The organism is Calothrix sp. PCC 6303, assembly GCF_000317435.1.
Lineage (GTDB): Bacteria > Cyanobacteriota > Cyanobacteriia > Cyanobacteriales > Nostocaceae > PCC-6303.
The window spans coordinates 1-17,857 of record NC_019727.1; the positions used below are offsets into that span (position 1 = coordinate 1).

Below are 17,857 nucleotides of genomic sequence, written 5' to 3' on the forward strand. Positions count from 1 at the left end.
TTTTCCTTACTTGTAATCTTTTTGTACTTCAAATTGAAGTGCGGAATGTGGGTTACAACTATGTAACGAAAGGTTAAGAGCAAGGCGGTGAGTTAAATTTAATACGTTCTGTACTGTATTTTCCTGTTTCTCCCCTGGCTTTAACCCCATTCATTACGGCATAAGCAAGGTCTAACTCGTCGTCAAACATTTGTCCCGATAGCTCATCTTTTTTAAGATGTTGCCACTCTAATTCAATTGGGTTCATCTCAGAGCAATATTTAGGTAAAAAGAAGATGTATAAACCCTGACTTTCCCACTTTGTCCATAACTGTTGAACTTCCTTGCATCGATGTATCGGACCGTTATCCTGCACTATTACTCTTATACGTCCAACTTTCTCCGCCTCTTGGGCTTCAAATTCCATCATTTGGATATAAGATTTACGATTAACTCCGCCAATAACTAAACCGTAAACAAAGCTTATTAAAGGTTGAAGAAGTCCTATAATGCTTAATCTACGACCACGACGCTTTGTTTGCTCTAAGCATTTTTGCTCCCCTCGTTGGTAATATGTGTAACTTGGCTCACTCCACATACAGAAACCTGATTCATCCAAATATTTCAAATCTATTTCTCCAGTGGCAGCAGACAGTTGCAACATATCTAGGTCTGCTTGCTTAATTTCTCTGGTTTTTGGGTCTTGTTTCCCCTTATGGCTTTTTCTAGCTCGCTTCCAAATGACCCCCTTTTTTTGAGTACCTGTAACGACCTGCAATTATAAACGCTCAAACCTGCAATCAAGGCATTTCCAAACCAGGATTAACTGCAACTATAATTGCGCTTCAACCAGGATTAATTGCAACTGAGCCAGGATTAAATGCAACCAACCTGCAATCATCGGTTTCAACCAGGATTATTTGCAACTAGCGGAAAGCCTCGTCAAACGCAAAGTCTGCCACGGGGAGTATCCCCGGTGGCGAGCTTTGCGGTAGTTTAGTAGTTTGTTAAAAAAATGCCCTAACTTACAAACAAAAGTATTTAAATTTCAACCAGGATTATCTGCAACTATAAGGTAAAAAAACGACCGTTTTTTTTACTGGTATTGCCACCATCAATCAGAACCAAAAATGGAATCAAGTTTGGTAACGAAACTCGGTAATTATATCAAAGGCAACATATCCTGTTAGGTAACGAGTTCTTTTACTTGTTAGGGTTAAAATATGTTGATCGGCTATGCGCGAGTTTCAACTGAAGACCAAAATTTGGATCTGCAAATGGATGCTTTGCGGCAAGCTGGCTGTGAGAAAGTTTACACAGACCATATCAGTGGCGCAAAAGCCGCAAGACCTGGACTTTTATTAGCGTTTGAGGTAGCGCGGACTGGTGATGTCTTGGTGGTATGGCGACTTGACCGCTTAGGAAGGTCGCTCAAAGACTTGATTGAAACGATGGAAACCTTAGATAAACGAGGGATTGGGCTTTCTAGCTTGCAAGAATCCATTACCACTACTTCGGGCAGCGGTAGGTTGATTTTCCATTTGTTCGGTGCATTGGCTGAATTTGAGCGCAACCTAATCTCGGAACGCACAACTGCTGGACTTATGGCAGCGCGTAAGCGCGGTCACAGGGGAGGTAGACCAAAAGCCCTTGACCCAGCTAAACGTCAATTAGCAGTAAAACTGTATACCGAAAGACAACACACCATTATTGAAATATGTAAGTTGATGGGAATCTCCAAACCAACGCTCTACAACTATGTTGCAGAGATAGAAACTGAACATGTTACATAAGCAAATCCCGACAGAGGCACTCATCAATTTACGCCACCGCCTCGATGGTTTGCCTAGTCGTTGCCAAGAGCGTCGAATTCTCATTGAAGAAACAGCAGCACTGTATGGTGTGTCAACCGATACCTTGTATCGGGCTTTGCGTAACTCATCACGCCCAAAATCTATAAATCGCTCAGATAGCGGGACACCCAGAAAACTTTCCATGACTGAAATGGAACGTTACTGCGAGGTCATTGCAGCGATGAAAATCCGTACCAGTAATAAAAAAGGGCGACATATCTCCACAGTCCGGGCAATTGAACTGTTGGAAGAATTTGGAATGGAAACACCTGATGGTTTTGTCCAACCGCCCAAAGGCGCGTTAACTAGAAGCACTGTCAATTATTACTTGAAAACCTGGGGGTATGACACTGAACGTATGACCAGGCAACCTCCTGCGGTACGTTTTCAGGCGAATCACAGCAATGAATGTTGGCATTTCGACCTCAGCCCATCCGACCTTAAGCACGTAAAACAGCCATCATGGGTGGAATCGGGTAAGGGCAATCCACTACTGATGCTGTATAGCATTGTCGATGACCGTAGTGGCGTATGTTACCAGGAATATCACTGTGTTTATGGGGAGAATGTGGAAGCTGCATTACGCTTCTTATTTAATGCGATGACGTTGAAAACAACCGATGGATTTCCCTTTCATGGGATTCCAGAGATGATTTACACCGACAATGGACCAATTGCTAAAAGCCATGTATTCCAAAATGTGATGGATTGCTTGAAAATCAAGCTGGTCACGCATATGCCTGCGGGCAAAGATGGTCGCAGGGTAACAGCTCGCTCCAAGGGTAAAGTGGAAAGACCTTTTCGGACGGTTAAAGAAGCTCACGAAACTCTGTATCACTTTCACGAACCGGAAAGCGACGTTGAAGCTAACTTGTGGTTGCGTCAGTATTTATTGCATTACAACGATAAACCACACCGACTTGAACCACATTCGCGGATGGAAGATTGGTTGCGAAATACGCCCAAGTCTCCCCTACGCGAGATGTGCAGTTGGGAGCGCTTTTGTACCTATGCCCGCGAGCCACAACGGAGGAAAGTGGGAACCGATGCTAGGGTATCCGTAGAGGGCGTGGCTTACGAGGTAGAACCTGACTTGGCAGGGGAAACTGTTGTGCTGTGGTGGGGTTTATTTGATAACGAATTGTACGTAGAGTTTAACGACCAACGCTATGGACCATTTTACCCAGTTGATGGTCCCATTCCCCTACACCGCTACCGTAAATTCAAAAAAACTAAAACCGAAGAACGGGCAGATAAAATTGCCGATTTAGCTAAAAAGTTGGGCTTGCCACGAACAGCTTTAGACAAAAATGCGGACTTACAATTTCTAGTAGATAAGTACAAGGAACTTACGCCAACTGTCACACCTTTTAATGACCCCGACCCATACCAAGAATTTACTTATCCCACTGTATTGCTGGCTAAACTGGCGATTTCCGATTATCTCGCCAAACCGTTGGCTAAATTATCCACCGAACAGTTGGCGTTTATTGATACGTTGCTAGCTGAGACTTTAATTAAAAAAGTGATTATTGAAAGAGTGCGTTTGTATTTCCACTCAAATAAGGGAGGAGAACAAAATGCTTACTGAAGTCATGGAACATTTTCGGTTGGTTAGAGAGTTTCCCAAGGCTGGGTACTACGAGACGGAACACCAAAAGCAAATGTTTAAGGATATTAAATCTGCCATCCATTCAGGGAAGTTGGTTGCCATCACGGGAATTATTGGCTGTGGCAAGACAACTACTTTACGACGTTTATTTGAAGTTTTGGAGAAGGAAGGCAAGATTTTAGTCTCAAAGTCCCTTTCTGTTGATAAAGACCGGGCAACGCTACCAACACTTATTGCTGCCTTATTTTACGATTTATCCACAGACAAGGAAATTAAAATCCCAAAAGACGGCGAAAAACGGGAACGGGAACTGCGCGACCTGATTAGAAAAGGTAAAAAGCCAGTGGCACTGTTTGTTGATGAGGCTCATGACCTACACTACAGTACTTTGACGGGACTCAAACGTTTAATCGAAGTAGTTGAGGATGGTGGTGGCACACTTTCGGTGGTATTAGCTGGTCATCCCAAACTCAAAAATGATTTGCGCCGTCCAACTATGGAAGAAATTGGGTATCGGTCAACGGTTTTTTCCTTGGAGGGCATGGTTGGCAGTCAACGAGAATATATTGAATGGCTGGTATCTGAATGTACTATGGTGGATACTCCCATAGATGAAATCTTGGAGGTAGAAGCTATTGAATTACTGGCTACCCGTCTAAGGACACCACTACAAATCGAACAACATTTGACACTAGCTTTGGAGGCTGCGTACCGAGTCGCTGTTAAACCTGTTACTACGGTGATTGTGGAGTCGGTTTTGTCGAAGCAAATTGACGATTTGGAACCCACCTTAACCCGGCATGGTTACGATGTCAGGGGCTTGGCGGAACAGTTTAATACCAAACCATCTGAAATTAAATTGCTGTTTCGCGGGCAACTTGACCCCGCGCGATCGCGTGAATTACAGGAGCAAATGTTAGCGGCAGGACTGCCACTTTGAGCGGATTGAAAATGTAATAAAAATGGAAGTATTTTGTTCGTATTTATAGTTGCAAATAATCCTGGTTGAAACAGATGATTGCAGGTTGGTTGCATTTAATCCTGGCTCAGTTGCAATTAATCCTGGTTGAAGCGCAATTATAGTTGCAGTTAATCCTGGTTTGGAAATGCCTTGATTGCAGGTTTGAGCGTTTATAATTGCAGGTCGTTACAAGTACCCGTCTTAACCTGTCGGGACTCAATTCAACTTTGCGAACGACTTGTCGTCGCGCAAGCTTCGCTCTTAAGTTTTTGAACTAATTGAAGACTATTGTATGTACGGGGTTCTTTTTTAAGGCATTCTTCCAAAAAAACTATATCTTCTTCCTTATACTTGGTTTTTCCCCCTCGACCTGGTAGCTCCCAAAGCCCTTCTAAACCTAGTTTTTGCCATTTATGCAAAACTTCCCTTACTGTTTGTGGAGTCCAGTTAAAATGAGCAGCTATTTTTTCAACATACCACCCGTGTGCATTTAACCTGACTACCTCTGCTCGGTCTTTGACTTTCTGTGGTACATCCACAGTTCTCAGGTTTAATAGAGTTTTGTCTTGCTTATGAGTTAGAAACACCCTTAAACGAGCGCCCATATATTGTTTCCCTCGGTAGATGCATTCTCCGTATTTACTTATCTTTACATAGTTTGGTTTTTTCGCGCCGACTTACTTAGTCACTTGTATATAGAGTTTCATTAAATTCATTTTGTCCGATAGCGGATAACGTTATCCGCATTCATTATAATTATCCCTACACCGCAAAAATTTGAGCATCAACAATCGTGAGCAAAACCCGCATCATTGCCTTATTTAACCAATCCGGGGGCGTTGCCAAGACCACTCTAACCCACAACCTGGGCTATCACCTTGCTGCCAACAAACGCCGAGTCCTACTAGTTGATATGGACCCGCAGGCAAGCCTTACCAATTTCTTAGGCATAGACCCCGAAACCCAAGAAAAAACCATCTACAACGCCATCATTGACGAGGAAGCATTATTTATTTACCCCGAAAAAATCCACGGAATGCAGCTTGCACCTACTAATATCAACCTCAGTGCTGCCGAACTCCTACTACCAGCCGCAACTGCTAGGGAATATCGTCTCGCTGAAGCGCTTACACCCATAAAGGATAATTACGACTTTATTCTGATCGACTGTCCCCCATCACTTGGTATTTTGAGTATCGTTAGTTTAACTGCTGCCACACATTTGCTTGTACCCATCCAATGTCAGTTTAAATCCTTCCTCGGTACTGACCTACTATTGGATACCGTCGCCCGTGTTAAGAAAAAACTCAACAAAAATCTCCAAATCGCTGGGTTTATTCCTACGATGTTAGATAGCCGTACAGCACAGGAAACCCGTACCCTTGCTGCGGTACAGGAACAACTTTCCCAAGTAGCGACTATATACCCTGCCATCCCCAAATCCATCGCTTTTGCCGATGCATCCGAGCGCAGAATACCACTTGCTATGTATGATAAAAACCACGCAGCTGTCAAAGTGATGAAAAAAATAGCTAAAGAATTAGAAAAACTTGAAGTAAAACCGTAAAATCGTGAGCAAGAAAGACATAGCATACAATGCAAAACTCAAACACACCAAGCCGCTTGATTTAATGTTTGGTGGTGAAGATTCTGATTTTTCCGAACAAAGCTCTGTGCCAACAACGTCCGATTTTTCTGAGCAAATCTCAGGAAATAAAACCAGCAATACAATTGATCGAGAGCAAATTAAATTAGACCCAAACCAACCCCGACGGTATTTTGACCCGAAAAAGCTTGAAAAACTCGCCCAGTCCATCAAGGAGCTAGGTATACTCGAACCGTTGCTCGTACGTCCGTTAAATGATGGTTACTACGAACTCATCGCTGGGGAACGTCGCTTCAAAGCCGCAGGAATTGCAGGGCTTTCGGAAGTGCCATGTATCGTCAAGGAAATGGATGACGAGACTGTCAAGCAGGTACAGTTAATCGAAAACCTCCAGCGCGAAGATTTGAACGCATATGAGGAAACTATCGGGATTTTGGAGTTACTAGCGTTGCGGTTGAAAATGACTCAGGATGAGGTAATCAGCCTGCTGAATCGCATCGAAAAAGCCAACCGCAAAAAAGCGGATAAGGTTATTCGCCATGACAGTAAAGAACAAACGGATAATGTTATTCACCATGACAGTAAAGAACAAGCGGATAACGTTATTCGCCATGACAATGATGAGTCAGAGGACGATGTTATTCGCCACAATGATGAGTCAGAGGATAAAAAAGCAGATAACGTTACTCCCTCAAAAAGGAAGAAGCAAGCGAATAATGTTATTCGCCTAGAAGAAATTGAGATAGTAAACAAGGTATTTGCTTCAATTGGCAGGCTTTCCGCCGAATCATTCCGAGCAAATCGCCTCCCCTTATTAAACCTTCCTGGTGATATTCAACAAGCATTGGCATCGGGGACAATCGAGTACACCAAAGCCCGTGCGATCGCACGAGTCAAATCCGAGCCAGAGCGTTTGCAGTTACTCGATAAAGCCATAAATCAAAACCTGTCGTTAACTCAAATCAAAGAGATAATTCTAGGGTTGGAATCATCCGAGCAAAAAGAAATACCACCAGAAAAAGCTGCTAGCCAACGGGTTGCGAATATCGGTAAGCGGCTTAAGGAAGCGAAGGTATGGGATGATGTCAAAAAGCGCAGGAAGTTAGAAAAATTATTGGGTGATATTGAAAAGCTTCTTGATGAACAAGCGTGTTAATGGTTGATTATTTTACAAGTTGGTCAACACCATGAAGATAATTGTGTTTGCCTTAAAGAAATGCGATCGATGGTGTAACTATTTAGCTTAAAATAATAAAACCCCTCGTGGGTGGCTGCGCTAACAGCCGAAATCCCCAGGGGCAGTACGTTATAGAGCTAACGCACATGAACATCATACTTCACAAAGTCAATGATTCGCAGATTGGGCAACGTCGTGAGGATGGCTATATCAATCTCACGAAAATGGCTCAAGCCTCAAACAGAAAACTCAATGATTATTTAAGGCTTAGTACGGCAAAAGCTTTTATAGATAAGCTTTCTGCCGATACGGGAATTCCCGTATCGGGGAAAAATGGGCTTGTTCAAGTGCATAAGGGTGGTAATAATAAAACGACACAAGGTACATGGGGACATCCTCAAGTAGCAATCAATTGTGGTCAATGGTGTAGCCCAGAATTCGCCGTGCTGGTTAGCAAATGGGTTTTTAGTTGGATAGCTAATGCCCAAAATCCAGTTAAAGAAAACTGCGATGGGCAAAGCCCGGTCTTCGACCATCGCTCAAATCAATTTTCTGACGTAGTTAAAGCTTACATTGAAAGTTCACAAGCCCTAAACCGTGCAATTCATACAGCAATCCATCAACAAACCGACTCGCTTCGAGAAGCTTTAAAGTTTTTAGATAGTTACAATGATGTAACTGTCACTGTTTTAGCAGCAGAAGCCAAACTGGTAGAACAAACTTGCACAACCAGCGATACCGTTTGCATTGATTTAATTACACTTCCTGACGAACAACCCCGACGTTACTTTGACGGGCAGAAATTAGAAGAATTATCTCATTCGATTAAGGAGTTTGGCATTTTAGAACCTCTGCTGGTGCGTCCTCTCAGTGGGGGAAATTATGAGTTAATTGCTGGAGAACGACGATTACGTGCATCTCAAATTGCTGGTTTAACCAGTGTACCCGTTCTTGTGCGTGAGATGGACGATACCACCACTCGTGCTTGCCGCTTAATCGAAAACCTCCAACGCGAAGATTTGAATGTCTATGAAGAAACTATTGGGATTTTAAATTTATTGGCGTTGCAGTTAAAGACAACTGAGGATAAAGTAATCAGCCTGCTCAACCGCATAGAAAAAGCCAACCGCAAAAAAGCGGATGAGTGCGGCTCTTTTAGTAAGACAGGAAATGTAGTTTAGACAGGTATTGGAAGGGGTGAAGGGGTAATAGGGCAACGGGCTTTAGCAACTCGCTTCATCAAGGGAATTGCACCTTGATACAGAGCAAGATGATTGCGTTTATGCTCTTGGTGTAAATGGAAGCGCCAATACTTATCCCAATCCCCGCTAATATACAAAGAACGAAGCCGTAAAACAGCCTCGGCACCAGCTAGACTCCATCTGGCACCAGTAATATCCATCCGATCTTTAATCAGATGACGGCAAGCACCTTCGATAACTCCGGTAGCAATTGGCAACCCAGCTTTTAAATAATCATGGTATTTGAGATATTCGCGGTTGTTGAGCAAATATCTGGCACAGTTATCCACAGGTTTGCGTTCTTGGGGTGTGAGTTTACGTTTTGTCGCGCTTGTTCGCATCCCAGAAGCAACATCACTGGATTTCCCCTCAAGGATAGACTTCAAACGTTTCGTAACCCAGGCTTCGGCTTGTTTATCCGTACTGGAATAAAATACAAATGCTGCTTTCCACAAATACTCAATCACATGGATAATATCCAGGACAATAGTCAGTTCGAGGTGATGTTTTTTGGCAAATTTCTTCATCAACGATAATTGTTGCTTATTACCATCGACCAAGGCACAAAAGCGTTTTTGCCGATCTGGATCACGATGCAATGCCTCATCGAAAGCCTCTTTAATGACGACTTCTGGTTCCTTGGCAACAGAAGCCCAAACCCTTTTCCCAATAGGTTTAGGACGCTTTATTTTCTTATCCTCATCGGATGGGTTAACTATTTGCTCAACTGTACGAACAAACGGGTTGATTGTGTAAACTGAAGCTACCGTTGCCATTCGTTTGGCATTGGCCTTTTCTCCTTTGGTTAAACGCTTATCTAACTTCTTGCTGGAAGCTTGCGCTCGTTTTTGGGTTTGGGGACGTAAATCCTCTGTACGCACCGCCACTTCGACACTGGGCACAGCCCGTGTCGAGTGGCTCACAATCACACCTTTCCCATCTGCACTGATTACAACAATTTCTCCTATTTCCTCAACTTGTACCGCTTCTGCCTGTTGATATGTGTAGAAATCATCAAAATCGACAGCGCTCTGGTACGCTAGTTCTTCTGCTTGCCGTTTACCAATTTTGGCTGCTGTTGTTTTTTCGATAATATCCACTGTTTCCCTAAATCCTGAACGAGCTACTTCCACTGCTACTCGTTGTCTTAATCCGTGAGAATATTGTTCTGCTGGTAGGTTTAGCTCTGCATCTAATGGAAATAGGGTGTTTATCTTTCTACCTCCGTAACCGATTCGGTTTGCGATTACTGTGCCAAATATTGTTGTTAATTTCCTTGACAATTTTTTCTTGTGCGTTCGCTTGGCTTGGTCTTTTCCTACCCACTCAGAATCCGTTTCGTCTTGGCTACGCTTATCAAAGTATCCTTGTAACAGCCTTCTAAGTAGTTCATATCCATTATCAAGCAACTTACTTTCTATTTCTCCATGCTCCAACCCACAAATACTATCTGAGTCCAGCCAACCAACTATTTCTTCAAATAGTTCTCGTGCTTCTTCCCAAAACATCCCTGGATTTGATCTAGATGCTTGCATACGTCCGTACTTATTCCCGTTTTTATCTTTTGACAAGCAAGGATGCATCTGTTTCATTTTTGGACTGAAACATTACTCTGGTTGACTTGTCTCCTATTACTCTTATACCATACCTTGTGCTACTAAAAGAGTCGCACCCAAAGCGGATAATGTTATTCTCCCAAAAGATATTGAGATAGTAAATAATGTATTTGCTTCTATTGGTAGGCTTTCCGCCGAATCATTCCGAGCAAATCGTCTCCCCTTATTAAACCTTCCTGGTGATATTCAACAAGCATTGGCATCGGGGACAATCGAGTATACCAAAGCCCGTGCGATCGCACGAGTCAAATTAGAGTCACAGCGATCGCAGTTACTTGATGAAACTATAAATCAAAATCTGTCGCTAACTCAAATCAAAGAGATAATTCAAGGGTTGGAATCATCTGAGAAGAAAGAAATATCACCAGAAAAAGTTGCTAGCCAACGGGTTGCGAATATCGGTAAGCGGCTTAAGGAAGCGAAGGTATGGGATGATGTCAAAAAGCGCAAGAAGTTGGAAAAATTGTTGGGTGATATTGAAAAACTACTGGATGAGCCTAATATTAATGACTGATTATTTTATAAGTTGCTCAACACTGTTAAATCCTCAAAACAGTGGAATTAATTAGGGACAGGAATTTACTGAACTTTTGTTCTTGCATTTTTTGGAAAATCAAACATAAACCCTTGACGAAACAATTCGATTTTCCGCATCTAGTGTAAAGTCATAGGTATTTAAAAAATCAGGTTGCCAATTTTCAGGCTTCTGGCAAATTGCTAATGGAACTCCTGCTAGGTCAAACCATTGTATTTCGTTCCCAACCTCTACTGGTACTACCCTCCAATTTTTACTTGGAGCTTTGCTGAAATCTTTAAGCAAATTGACATCTATTTTCTTGGGAGGTTTGGGGGTTGGTAAATGTCGTTCAACATCGGAAAATGATTGCTCTGTCCAATTTCTAATGTTGACCGCATTAAGATATTCATTTGGTTCTAGTTCTCGCTCGCTAATGTATTGGTAGTAAGTTTGCGCTAATTCCTCAGCTTGTTTGCGAGTTGTTACATCTTCTACTTTAGCAAGCAAATATGCAGCTACTGGGTCTAAAGTTCCCCATACAATAAGTTCTTTCATCCAAAAAACAATCCAAGGTAGTCCGGTTTGTGACCAATTTTCGAGGGATGATTCAACTAACTCACCACCAAAAGCTTCATCGATTGCAAGTGCAATAATACTTCCTAAACCCCAGTTAAACCGATATGTAAAATTTTGACTAATATATGAATGCCATTTTGAAACTTGCTTTGCTGTAGGCTTTTTAGCTGCTGTATTAGGGTCAAGCCACCACCTTAGTATTTCATTCCAAGAAATCTTGCCAGATGATTCTTCAAGTTTGAATTTAGATAAAGTAGCTAAATTACTAACTATATTTTCGATATACTTCAAGCGTTGCTCTACTGTCCAAATAGCATAATCTCCACCCGTATTAAATATTTCTTTGAGTTTAGGGTAAAGAGTTAAAAGTTGATTTCCATCACGGGGTGGTAAACTAGTGCGATATAAGCGCCGACGTTGCGAAACATCTCTATAAATTTCTGTTTTTAGTGCTTTCCCGCGTTTAATAAATAAGTTTCCTAACCTTTCTTGTTCGATACTAGCGTAATGGGCAAAGCTTCGTTGCCAAATTTTTTGTAGTTGTTCTTCTAACTCATTAGGGCTTAAATCTTTTGCTTTTAGCTGCTCGATTTCAACAATAACGGCTAGTAAAATACTATCTAATGAATCTAAAGTTTCAATAGCTGATGATTCTGCTTCAGAAAGATTATTACCATAAGAAAGTGGTGCTGTTTGTTCCAGCCAGGTTATGAAATTATCATCATAAAAATTATTTTCGCCGAAAGTTGCTTCTGGTAAAGTAAACAAAATATCTTCTAAATTAGGAAGAGAAATATGTCGCCATTGTTCTTCTAAATTAAGTAATAATTGCGCTAAGGGACTTTGGGGATTATATATTTTGTCGCTAGGGTTATCTTGTATAGTTAAATCATTTACAAGGGAACGATATTGATTACGAATTTTTGTTGACTTTTGTCTTTCCTTATTGTCTTTTATTTGCTCTATAGATTCTGTTGCTGGTAAGATAACTAAACTACGTCCTTCTGTTCCAAATCCAGGTCTCCCAGCCCTACCAACTAGATTACTAAATTCACTAGAATTAATATCTACATATTTCTCATCATTTCTTGACCAGCGTTGTAAGTTGGGAATTAGTACTGTTTCAAAAGGAAGATTAACGCCTTCAGAAAGCGTAGAAGTAGCTAAAACGAGATGTATGATTCTCTCATTTATTAAATCGATGAGTAATCTAGCCATTAAACCAGGCATTTTTCCATGATGTACAACAATACCTTTATTTAGTAATTGATATTCGCGGGAATTTTTACCAAAATAGTCCTCACAAGACTGTAAACATTTCTCCCAAAGCTCAATTTTTTTTGCTTCTAAAGGCACTTGAAAGAATAGAGGCTTTTGTACATTTGCCCAATCTTTCTTTAATAAATTTAGAAAATCTTCAGCATATCCGCCAATTTGCTGTGTTATTGAAATCAGTACTGCTCGTTGCTGTCCTTTTTCATTTGGTGCAGCTAGATGCATACCAGCCCAAAAAAGATAGGGACGAAGCCGTTTTCCAGGACTTTGTTCTCTTTCTAACTTGCCAGCAGGGGGATATGCTTGAAAAGGACGTGGAATAAAAGGTGTATTATTTTCACCACCTTCTTGAAATTCTAATCGTCTACCATCAAGTAAGTCATAGCGTATTTCAAATCCTCTTCCTGGTTTACATTCAAGCCGCCCTATTAATTGGCGTGTACTTCTGTAATATGTCTTTGCGGGGCTAGCGTTGGTTTGATTTTCTATCCAGCTTGCTAATGCACCTTCTGTTTCTGAAGCAACAGCAGATAGCGCAATAATTCGACTGTGATTTTGTTCTACATAAGTAAATAGTCTTGCACCCAGTGATTCTAAACGTAAAGCTCTATTCTCAGCTTTTTGCAAAGAATCTTTATTTCCATCAAATTGAACTGCGTGGGCTTCATCAATAATAATAAGGGATACTCTACGGATAAATAGAGGTCCTAAAAATTTCATTAAAGCTTCCGCTTTTTCGTAAGTACAAATTAAAACTGTTGGCTTATCTGATGTTAGCCATGCATCCGTTGGACCCCAGTCAGTCCCTCCATATAAACCTGTGACTATGACATTTTTATTAGTAGTACGATTTAAAACACGGGAAAGATTTGATTCTACTTCTGTAGCTAGTGCTTTACTTGGTACTAAGTAAAGTACCAAAGGAAAAGGGCTACTCAAATTGTTAGAATTGTTTGTTTTAAAAAATAAGCTTTGCAAAATAGCTATTTCAGCTATCCTTGTTTTTCCAGAACCTGTAGGGGTACAAAGTGCAAATGATTCTGCTGTTGCTAGTCGCTCAATTCCACAAATTTGAGAACGCCATGCTAAAGCTTTACGATTTTGGTAGCTTTGCCGCAAATAACGCTCCAAAAAATCGCCGCCATTTTGAGTAATAGTCGAAGAAAGTGCTTCTATATTTTTTCGTAGAGAAGTTTCTACATATACCGAAGTTACTTCAGCACACAATTTTCCTAAAAGCCAAGAATAAGTATCATGCCCGTGAAGAAGTACCTTAGCAATGCTAGAAAGTTTCTCAATGGCTTTTTCTAATCTAGGCTCATTTCCCCAGCGCATTTCTGCACATAAAATACCTAGAGAACTAGCAGTTTGGTTAACAATATACTCGTTAAATTTATGAGATTGTGTATCAGTATCATCCCATAAAAGGCTAGTGTCAGCTTGTACATTTAAAGATAGTGCAGTTGTCCAATGTTTTGTCAGTAGTTGTAACAAATTGGGAAAATCAGCTTTTAGTAAAGAACGCAAAATTTCTGACTCGATTCCTTCTATTGCGTCTTCATTAAGTAAACCAGCAGCCCTAGCGGGATAACCAGCAAGTTCATATATAGCTGCTGCTAATAAGCGAATTGGTAAATTATTTGGGTTTAGTTGGGGATGAGATAACCATTCAAATATCTCGCCAGCACGTAGCATCCCGTTACGCCAATCAGTTTCTCCAGCTTCTCGCTTTATAAATGCAGCTTCTATAAGACGTATAGCATCATTTAATCGCTCACCTGCTTCATCTTCTCGCCACCCTTTTAATCCATCTGTTCCTGCGCGAAGTCTGGTATGTTGGCTATAAAGTTTTGCGATCGCTGGTGTCAGTGTGCTACCCGCCAAACTATTTTGTACTTCTGTCGCTAAAGCAATGACCTCGTTACTTGGTTGAGCCATTTCATTTTGCAGACTTTCTCCTTCTACTATGACATCAGATTTTGCCTTTGTAACCTCCAAATCATCTGGTTCTTGAACTATCTGGGCGGAAACATTTGTTGAAAGTATGATACTTGTTTGTGGAACATATACTGCTTTAATAAGATTCTCAACATCATGAAGATGGATTTCAACAGCTTCGAGTCTTCTTCCACTTGTATAATTTTCGTGCGCTTTGTCGGTAGATATCCAGGCTTTCCTTTGTCTCTTTGCACTAGGATGCTCACCACATATATAACTAACTAAATCGCAACGTTCATAATTTTTCTTAACTTTCTGTAACCACAAAACCCGTAGAGCATTAACCCATTCATTTGAAACAATATCATCATAATCTTGCAATATTTCAATTAGTTGTGGAATATCAACTGGCTTTATATTAACTGCACTTGCTTTTTCATGCGCCTCGCTAATCATGTTAGTTTTATGATTAGCTGTACATTTAGCTTCGCAAGCCAAAGAACTAATAATTACTCCTTCACTGTTACGCCGAAAAGCAAGACAATCATCACCTGTACGTCCAGGTCGCTTTTTTGCCGTTTCTCCTGTTTGATTTAAAAACTCTAAATGTTGAAATTCAACAACATGCACTCGAAAAAGGAAAACAGGAACTTCCCAGTCCTCTTCACCAAAAGGAGCAAAGTTTTCTGCGATAATTCCTGCAAATATCTCTCCAAAATACCCCTTAAGAGATTGGAGATGAAGACGTTCGGGATAACCTTCAGTTGGGTCTATTGCAGAGCTATTTTCAAATGGTGCAAGAGAATTTCCTGCTAATTTACGAAGGCGATATCGAGCATCATCATGAGCTTTTTGAACTATTGATATTAATTCATCAAGAATTAAATCTCGTTGGCTTAGATTTTCTTTTATCAGTCGATGTATATATCGTTTATCTTCAGATTCGCTAACTGAGTCTGATAACCAGCTTGATATTCTGTTAAACTTAGTGATTTTTCGCCTTTCTTCCATTAAATATACTCTTTGGTGTTAATCAGATTTACGATACAAGTCTTTAACTCAGAAAAATCTGTATAAAATGTTAAATATAATACTATAAAAATAATTGCACAACTAAATAATGCCATAAATACTAGAGGACTTAATGTATTTATAGTTGATTTAAATACATTATTGTACTTTAAAATACTGACTTTGATTATCTATAGGCTTTATAGCCTAACAGATTAAATATATACTCTCGAAAAAATGTATTAATTAATACTATTTGAAGATAGAGGTATTAATTTTTAAGCCAACAACGATATATTACGGAGATACGCGATCGCGTTCTTCCATCACTTCGGTAAGATAATAATCTAGAAGTCTTACTATAAAAGCTTTTTGCTAAAAAGTGATAATTTTTATATTTGGAACGAAAATAAAGCCTCAAACCAGCTTGCTATATGAGGTCTAAAAATCACGTTCGATTTTTAGCTAGCGAGAGTGGCTGAAGAGCATTAACACATTTAGCGATCGCACAGACTTACTGATTATCAAACATTCCTACCTTACTCTCCCCTCGCACTTACCAACAAGAGGCAATTAACCAAAAAGTTTACCTATCTCAGTAGCCGTCACCTTTCCCTCAATCAAACTGGAATCCTCTTCCTCAACCTGATTAGATACCTCTTTCAAGCTACCACCAGCAATCGTCAACGGTGTGGCAACAGCATACACAGCATCCAACCCCAAAGCCAGCGCCATCACACCAAAATGCTTATCCGCCATATCTCGTGCTATCAAAAAAGTAGAACTTAACTTATTCGACGTAGGTTTATTAGCTTCCAAGCGTGCGTATGGCAGAAAAGCCATCACCAGAATCTCCCCTATTTTCCGAGTTGCTTCTTCCTTATCTAAACCGTTGAGATAATCGGCTACCTCTGCAAGTGGCGTTCCCTCGTAAGGTTGAAGACGGAAACTTAAACTTTTACGTACCCTGTTATTTTTTGGCATTTTCTATTTTTGGTATTCCTAATTTTTGGCATTTGCTAGTTGCTAAGAATCGGCGTTTTCTACCTCCGCATTACAAAAACATTTTCTAGTTTTTAAGAATTAGCGTTTTCTGCCTCTGCAACCATATCTTTCAATTGGTCAAACATTCCAAAGCAATCAATCAAGCGCACAGATTGTTGTCGCCTATCTTGCCAATTAAATTCAAACAAATTCTCAATTTGCTTTTGAATATCCTCAACCCAAACCAAATTGGCATGGTCACGAAAATTTCGACTAGTATATGCCGATGCTCTTTTTCCACTTTGACGTGTAGGTGCGCCATACTTAGTATCGGCTTTGCAGTTAAAATATTCCTCCAATTCCGGCTCCAAAAATGCTGCCGCTCCTCCACCAACAATCACTTCCGAAGGTAGGTGGGGAATATTTTTATCCAACCACTTTTTAATTCGGTTCCAATAACTGGGTATCGCCAATTGTATCGCTTGGGCTATATCCTCTCGTTCCAATGCTTTCAAACTTTCATCCTTAGCCGTCGCCAAAGAAGCGATCGCTTCCATTTGACCCCATTCGGGATGCACTGTACATTCATCTCTATAAACCTGGGAGCTTTTCTGGTACAAGCCCTCAAAAATAGCTGCTGCCAATTTATCCCGCTCCAAACCACTTACCCGACTGCATACGTCATCAAGAAAGGTGGAAAAACCTAACAGGGGACTATCACCCCGTTTAATGGCACCAGCATCAAAATAAATTGCCGTCACATTCCGATGTCCAAACATCAACACGGCGACTTTATGCTTTTGCAACCAATCCAAACCATTTTGTTTAATTCGGATGGCAGCTAAACCCCCACCTTCGGGACGGCACTCGAAATGGGATAAATTAACATCCCAAGACTGTCCGCGAAACTTCAAACTTTTGAGCATCAGTTCCAACTGTTCTTCAAAGCGTTTGCGGTCGTTGTATTCGTTCCAGGGTAGGAGCAAACCCAGGTTGAGATTTACCTTTAAAGATTCTGGATTCCCCCGGCGCTTTTTACCAATATTGTGCTTGGACAAGATTGTTCCCACCGCAGCCAGTACCTTGTACAGAGCATTTTCGTACTTGCGTTCAAAAATTCTATCCTGGGGGGCGAACTCGCTGACAAAATCTCCTACCACAAAAATGTTACTTTTCCACTCCAACCAAGCCTGTTGCTGGGGAGTTGGAGCGCCAACCCACCCTAACTGGTCGAAGTAGCGTTTCAAATCGGATTTGCTAATTTGTTCGACACCGGGGGACATCAATAAATATTCGGGAGATTTCCAATCTGAAAATTGATAAATAATCTTGGTTTGAGAACCCCCAACATCCACTGCCAGGTAAAGATTGCACGCCTTTGACATAAAAAATCATGATTTTTCTGTACTTATACTCTTTTAACTACTCATTTATAAGTGAAAAAGAATTTTGTTAAAAAAGTTAATTTTATTTCAATAACTAATAGCACAAGAATATCGGTAAAACCTGGT

General features: G+C 40.8%; 12 protein-coding genes and 1 pseudogene. 7 read left to right on the forward strand and 6 right to left on the reverse strand.

Features of this window, described 5'->3' with window-relative positions; translation table 11 throughout:
- Positions 1-73: 73 nt before the first annotated feature.
- A pseudogene (locus CAL6303_RS27515) lies at positions 74-733 on the reverse strand (IS630 family transposase); the annotation flags it as partial.
- 469 nt (positions 734-1,202) lie between these two features.
- Between CAL6303_RS27515 and CAL6303_RS27520 the strand changes: the two are divergent.
- Genes CAL6303_RS27520 through CAL6303_RS27530 form a run of 3 tightly spaced genes read left to right on the forward strand, consistent with a single transcriptional unit; the run spans position 1,203 to position 4,384 of the window.
- Positions 1,203-1,772 carry a recombinase family protein gene (locus CAL6303_RS27520; protein WP_015173887.1) on the forward strand — a complete coding sequence of 190 codons (570 nt, stop codon included), beginning with the start codon at positions 1,203-1,205 and terminating at the stop codon, positions 1,770-1,772.
- Between the two features lie 4 nt (positions 1,773-1,776).
- On the forward strand, positions 1,777-3,423 hold the full coding sequence (locus CAL6303_RS27525; protein ID WP_083866410.1) for a DDE-type integrase/transposase/recombinase: 1,647 nt from the start codon (positions 1,777-1,779) through the stop codon (positions 3,421-3,423).
- Positions 3,413-4,384 (forward strand): ExeA family protein, encoded by a 972-nt coding sequence (locus CAL6303_RS27530; RefSeq protein ID WP_015173889.1) that lies wholly within the window; start codon positions 3,413-3,415, stop codon positions 4,382-4,384. The genes CAL6303_RS27525 and CAL6303_RS27530 overlap by 11 nt, the downstream gene beginning before the upstream one ends.
- A 242-nt stretch (positions 4,385-4,626) precedes the next feature.
- On the opposite strand, the gene CAL6303_RS27535 is transcribed toward CAL6303_RS27530, so the two are convergent.
- On the reverse strand, positions 4,627-5,010 hold the full coding sequence (locus tag CAL6303_RS27535; RefSeq protein WP_015173890.1) for a helix-turn-helix domain-containing protein: 384 nt from the start codon (positions 5,008-5,010) through the stop codon (positions 4,627-4,629).
- Between the two features lie 188 nt (positions 5,011-5,198).
- Between CAL6303_RS27535 and CAL6303_RS27540 the strand changes: the two genes are divergently transcribed.
- From CAL6303_RS27540 to CAL6303_RS28735, 3 genes are all read left to right on the forward strand, one after another.
- Complete coding sequence (locus CAL6303_RS27540; protein ID WP_015173891.1) at positions 5,199-5,972, forward strand: ParA family protein; 774 nt, start codon at positions 5,199-5,201, stop codon at positions 5,970-5,972.
- Positions 5,973-5,976: 4 nt separating this feature from the next.
- The gene (locus tag CAL6303_RS27545; protein ID WP_158333194.1) at positions 5,977-7,167 is read left to right on the forward strand and encodes a ParB/RepB/Spo0J family partition protein; all 1,191 of its coding nucleotides are present in this window, start codon (positions 5,977-5,979) and stop codon (positions 7,165-7,167) included.
- Between the two features lie 167 nt (positions 7,168-7,334).
- Positions 7,335-8,369 carry a ParB/RepB/Spo0J family partition protein gene (locus tag CAL6303_RS28735; protein ID WP_015173893.1) on the forward strand — a complete coding sequence of 345 codons (1,035 nt, stop codon included), beginning with the start codon at positions 7,335-7,337 and terminating at the stop codon, positions 8,367-8,369.
- Here the strand turns inward: CAL6303_RS28735 and CAL6303_RS27555 are convergent.
- Entirely contained in the window at positions 8,366-10,021 is a 1,656-nt protein-coding gene (locus CAL6303_RS27555; RefSeq protein ID WP_015173894.1) for an ISKra4-like element ISCasp2 family transposase, read from the reverse strand. The genes CAL6303_RS28735 and CAL6303_RS27555 overlap by 4 nt on opposite strands.
- Positions 10,022-10,229: 208 nt before the next feature.
- On the opposite strand from CAL6303_RS27555, the gene CAL6303_RS27560 reads away from it, so the two are divergent.
- On the forward strand, positions 10,230-10,559 hold the full coding sequence (locus CAL6303_RS27560) for a hypothetical protein (protein ID WP_255348468.1): 330 nt from the start codon (positions 10,230-10,232) through the stop codon (positions 10,557-10,559).
- A 99-nt stretch (positions 10,560-10,658) separates the two neighbouring features.
- Here CAL6303_RS27560 and CAL6303_RS27565 read toward each other — a convergent pair whose 3' ends face one another.
- From CAL6303_RS27565 to CAL6303_RS27575, 3 genes are all read right to left on the reverse strand, one after another.
- Positions 10,659-15,362, reverse strand: a complete 4,704-nt coding sequence (locus CAL6303_RS27565) for a DEAD/DEAH box helicase (RefSeq protein ID WP_015173895.1) — start codon at positions 15,360-15,362, stop codon at positions 10,659-10,661.
- A gap of 573 nt (positions 15,363-15,935) precedes the next feature.
- Positions 15,936-16,346: a hypothetical protein gene (locus CAL6303_RS27570; RefSeq protein ID WP_015173896.1), complete on the reverse strand. Its 411-nt coding sequence runs from the start codon at positions 16,344-16,346 to the stop codon at positions 15,936-15,938.
- A 92-nt stretch (positions 16,347-16,438) separates the two neighbouring features.
- Positions 16,439-17,731: a ParM/StbA family protein gene (locus CAL6303_RS27575; RefSeq protein ID WP_015173897.1), complete on the reverse strand. Its 1,293-nt coding sequence runs from the start codon at positions 17,729-17,731 to the stop codon at positions 16,439-16,441.
- Between the last annotated feature and the right edge of the window lie 126 nt (positions 17,732-17,857).

Coding starts and splice junctions, on each gene's coding strand:
- CAL6303_RS27520 (WP_015173887.1), top strand. CDS start 1,203: ATGTTGATCGGCTATGCGCGAGTTTCAACTGAAGACCAAAATTTGGAT.
- CAL6303_RS27530 (WP_015173889.1), top strand. CDS start 3,413: ATGCTTACTGAAGTCATGGAACATTTTCGGTTGGTTAGAGAGTTTCCC.
- CAL6303_RS27535 (WP_015173890.1), bottom strand. CDS start 5,010: ATGGGCGCTCGTTTAAGGGTGTTTCTAACTCATAAGCAAGACAAAACT.
- CAL6303_RS28735 (WP_015173893.1), top strand. CDS start 7,335: ATGAACATCATACTTCACAAAGTCAATGATTCGCAGATTGGGCAACGT.
- CAL6303_RS27555 (WP_015173894.1), bottom strand. CDS start 10,021: ATGAAACAGATGCATCCTTGCTTGTCAAAAGATAAAAACGGGAATAAG.
- CAL6303_RS27565 (WP_015173895.1), bottom strand. CDS start 15,362: ATGGAAGAAAGGCGAAAAATCACTAAGTTTAACAGAATATCAAGCTGG.
- CAL6303_RS27570 (WP_015173896.1), bottom strand. CDS start 16,346: ATGCCAAAAAATAACAGGGTACGTAAAAGTTTAAGTTTCCGTCTTCAA.
- CAL6303_RS27575 (WP_015173897.1), bottom strand. CDS start 17,731: ATGTCAAAGGCGTGCAATCTTTACCTGGCAGTGGATGTTGGGGGTTCT.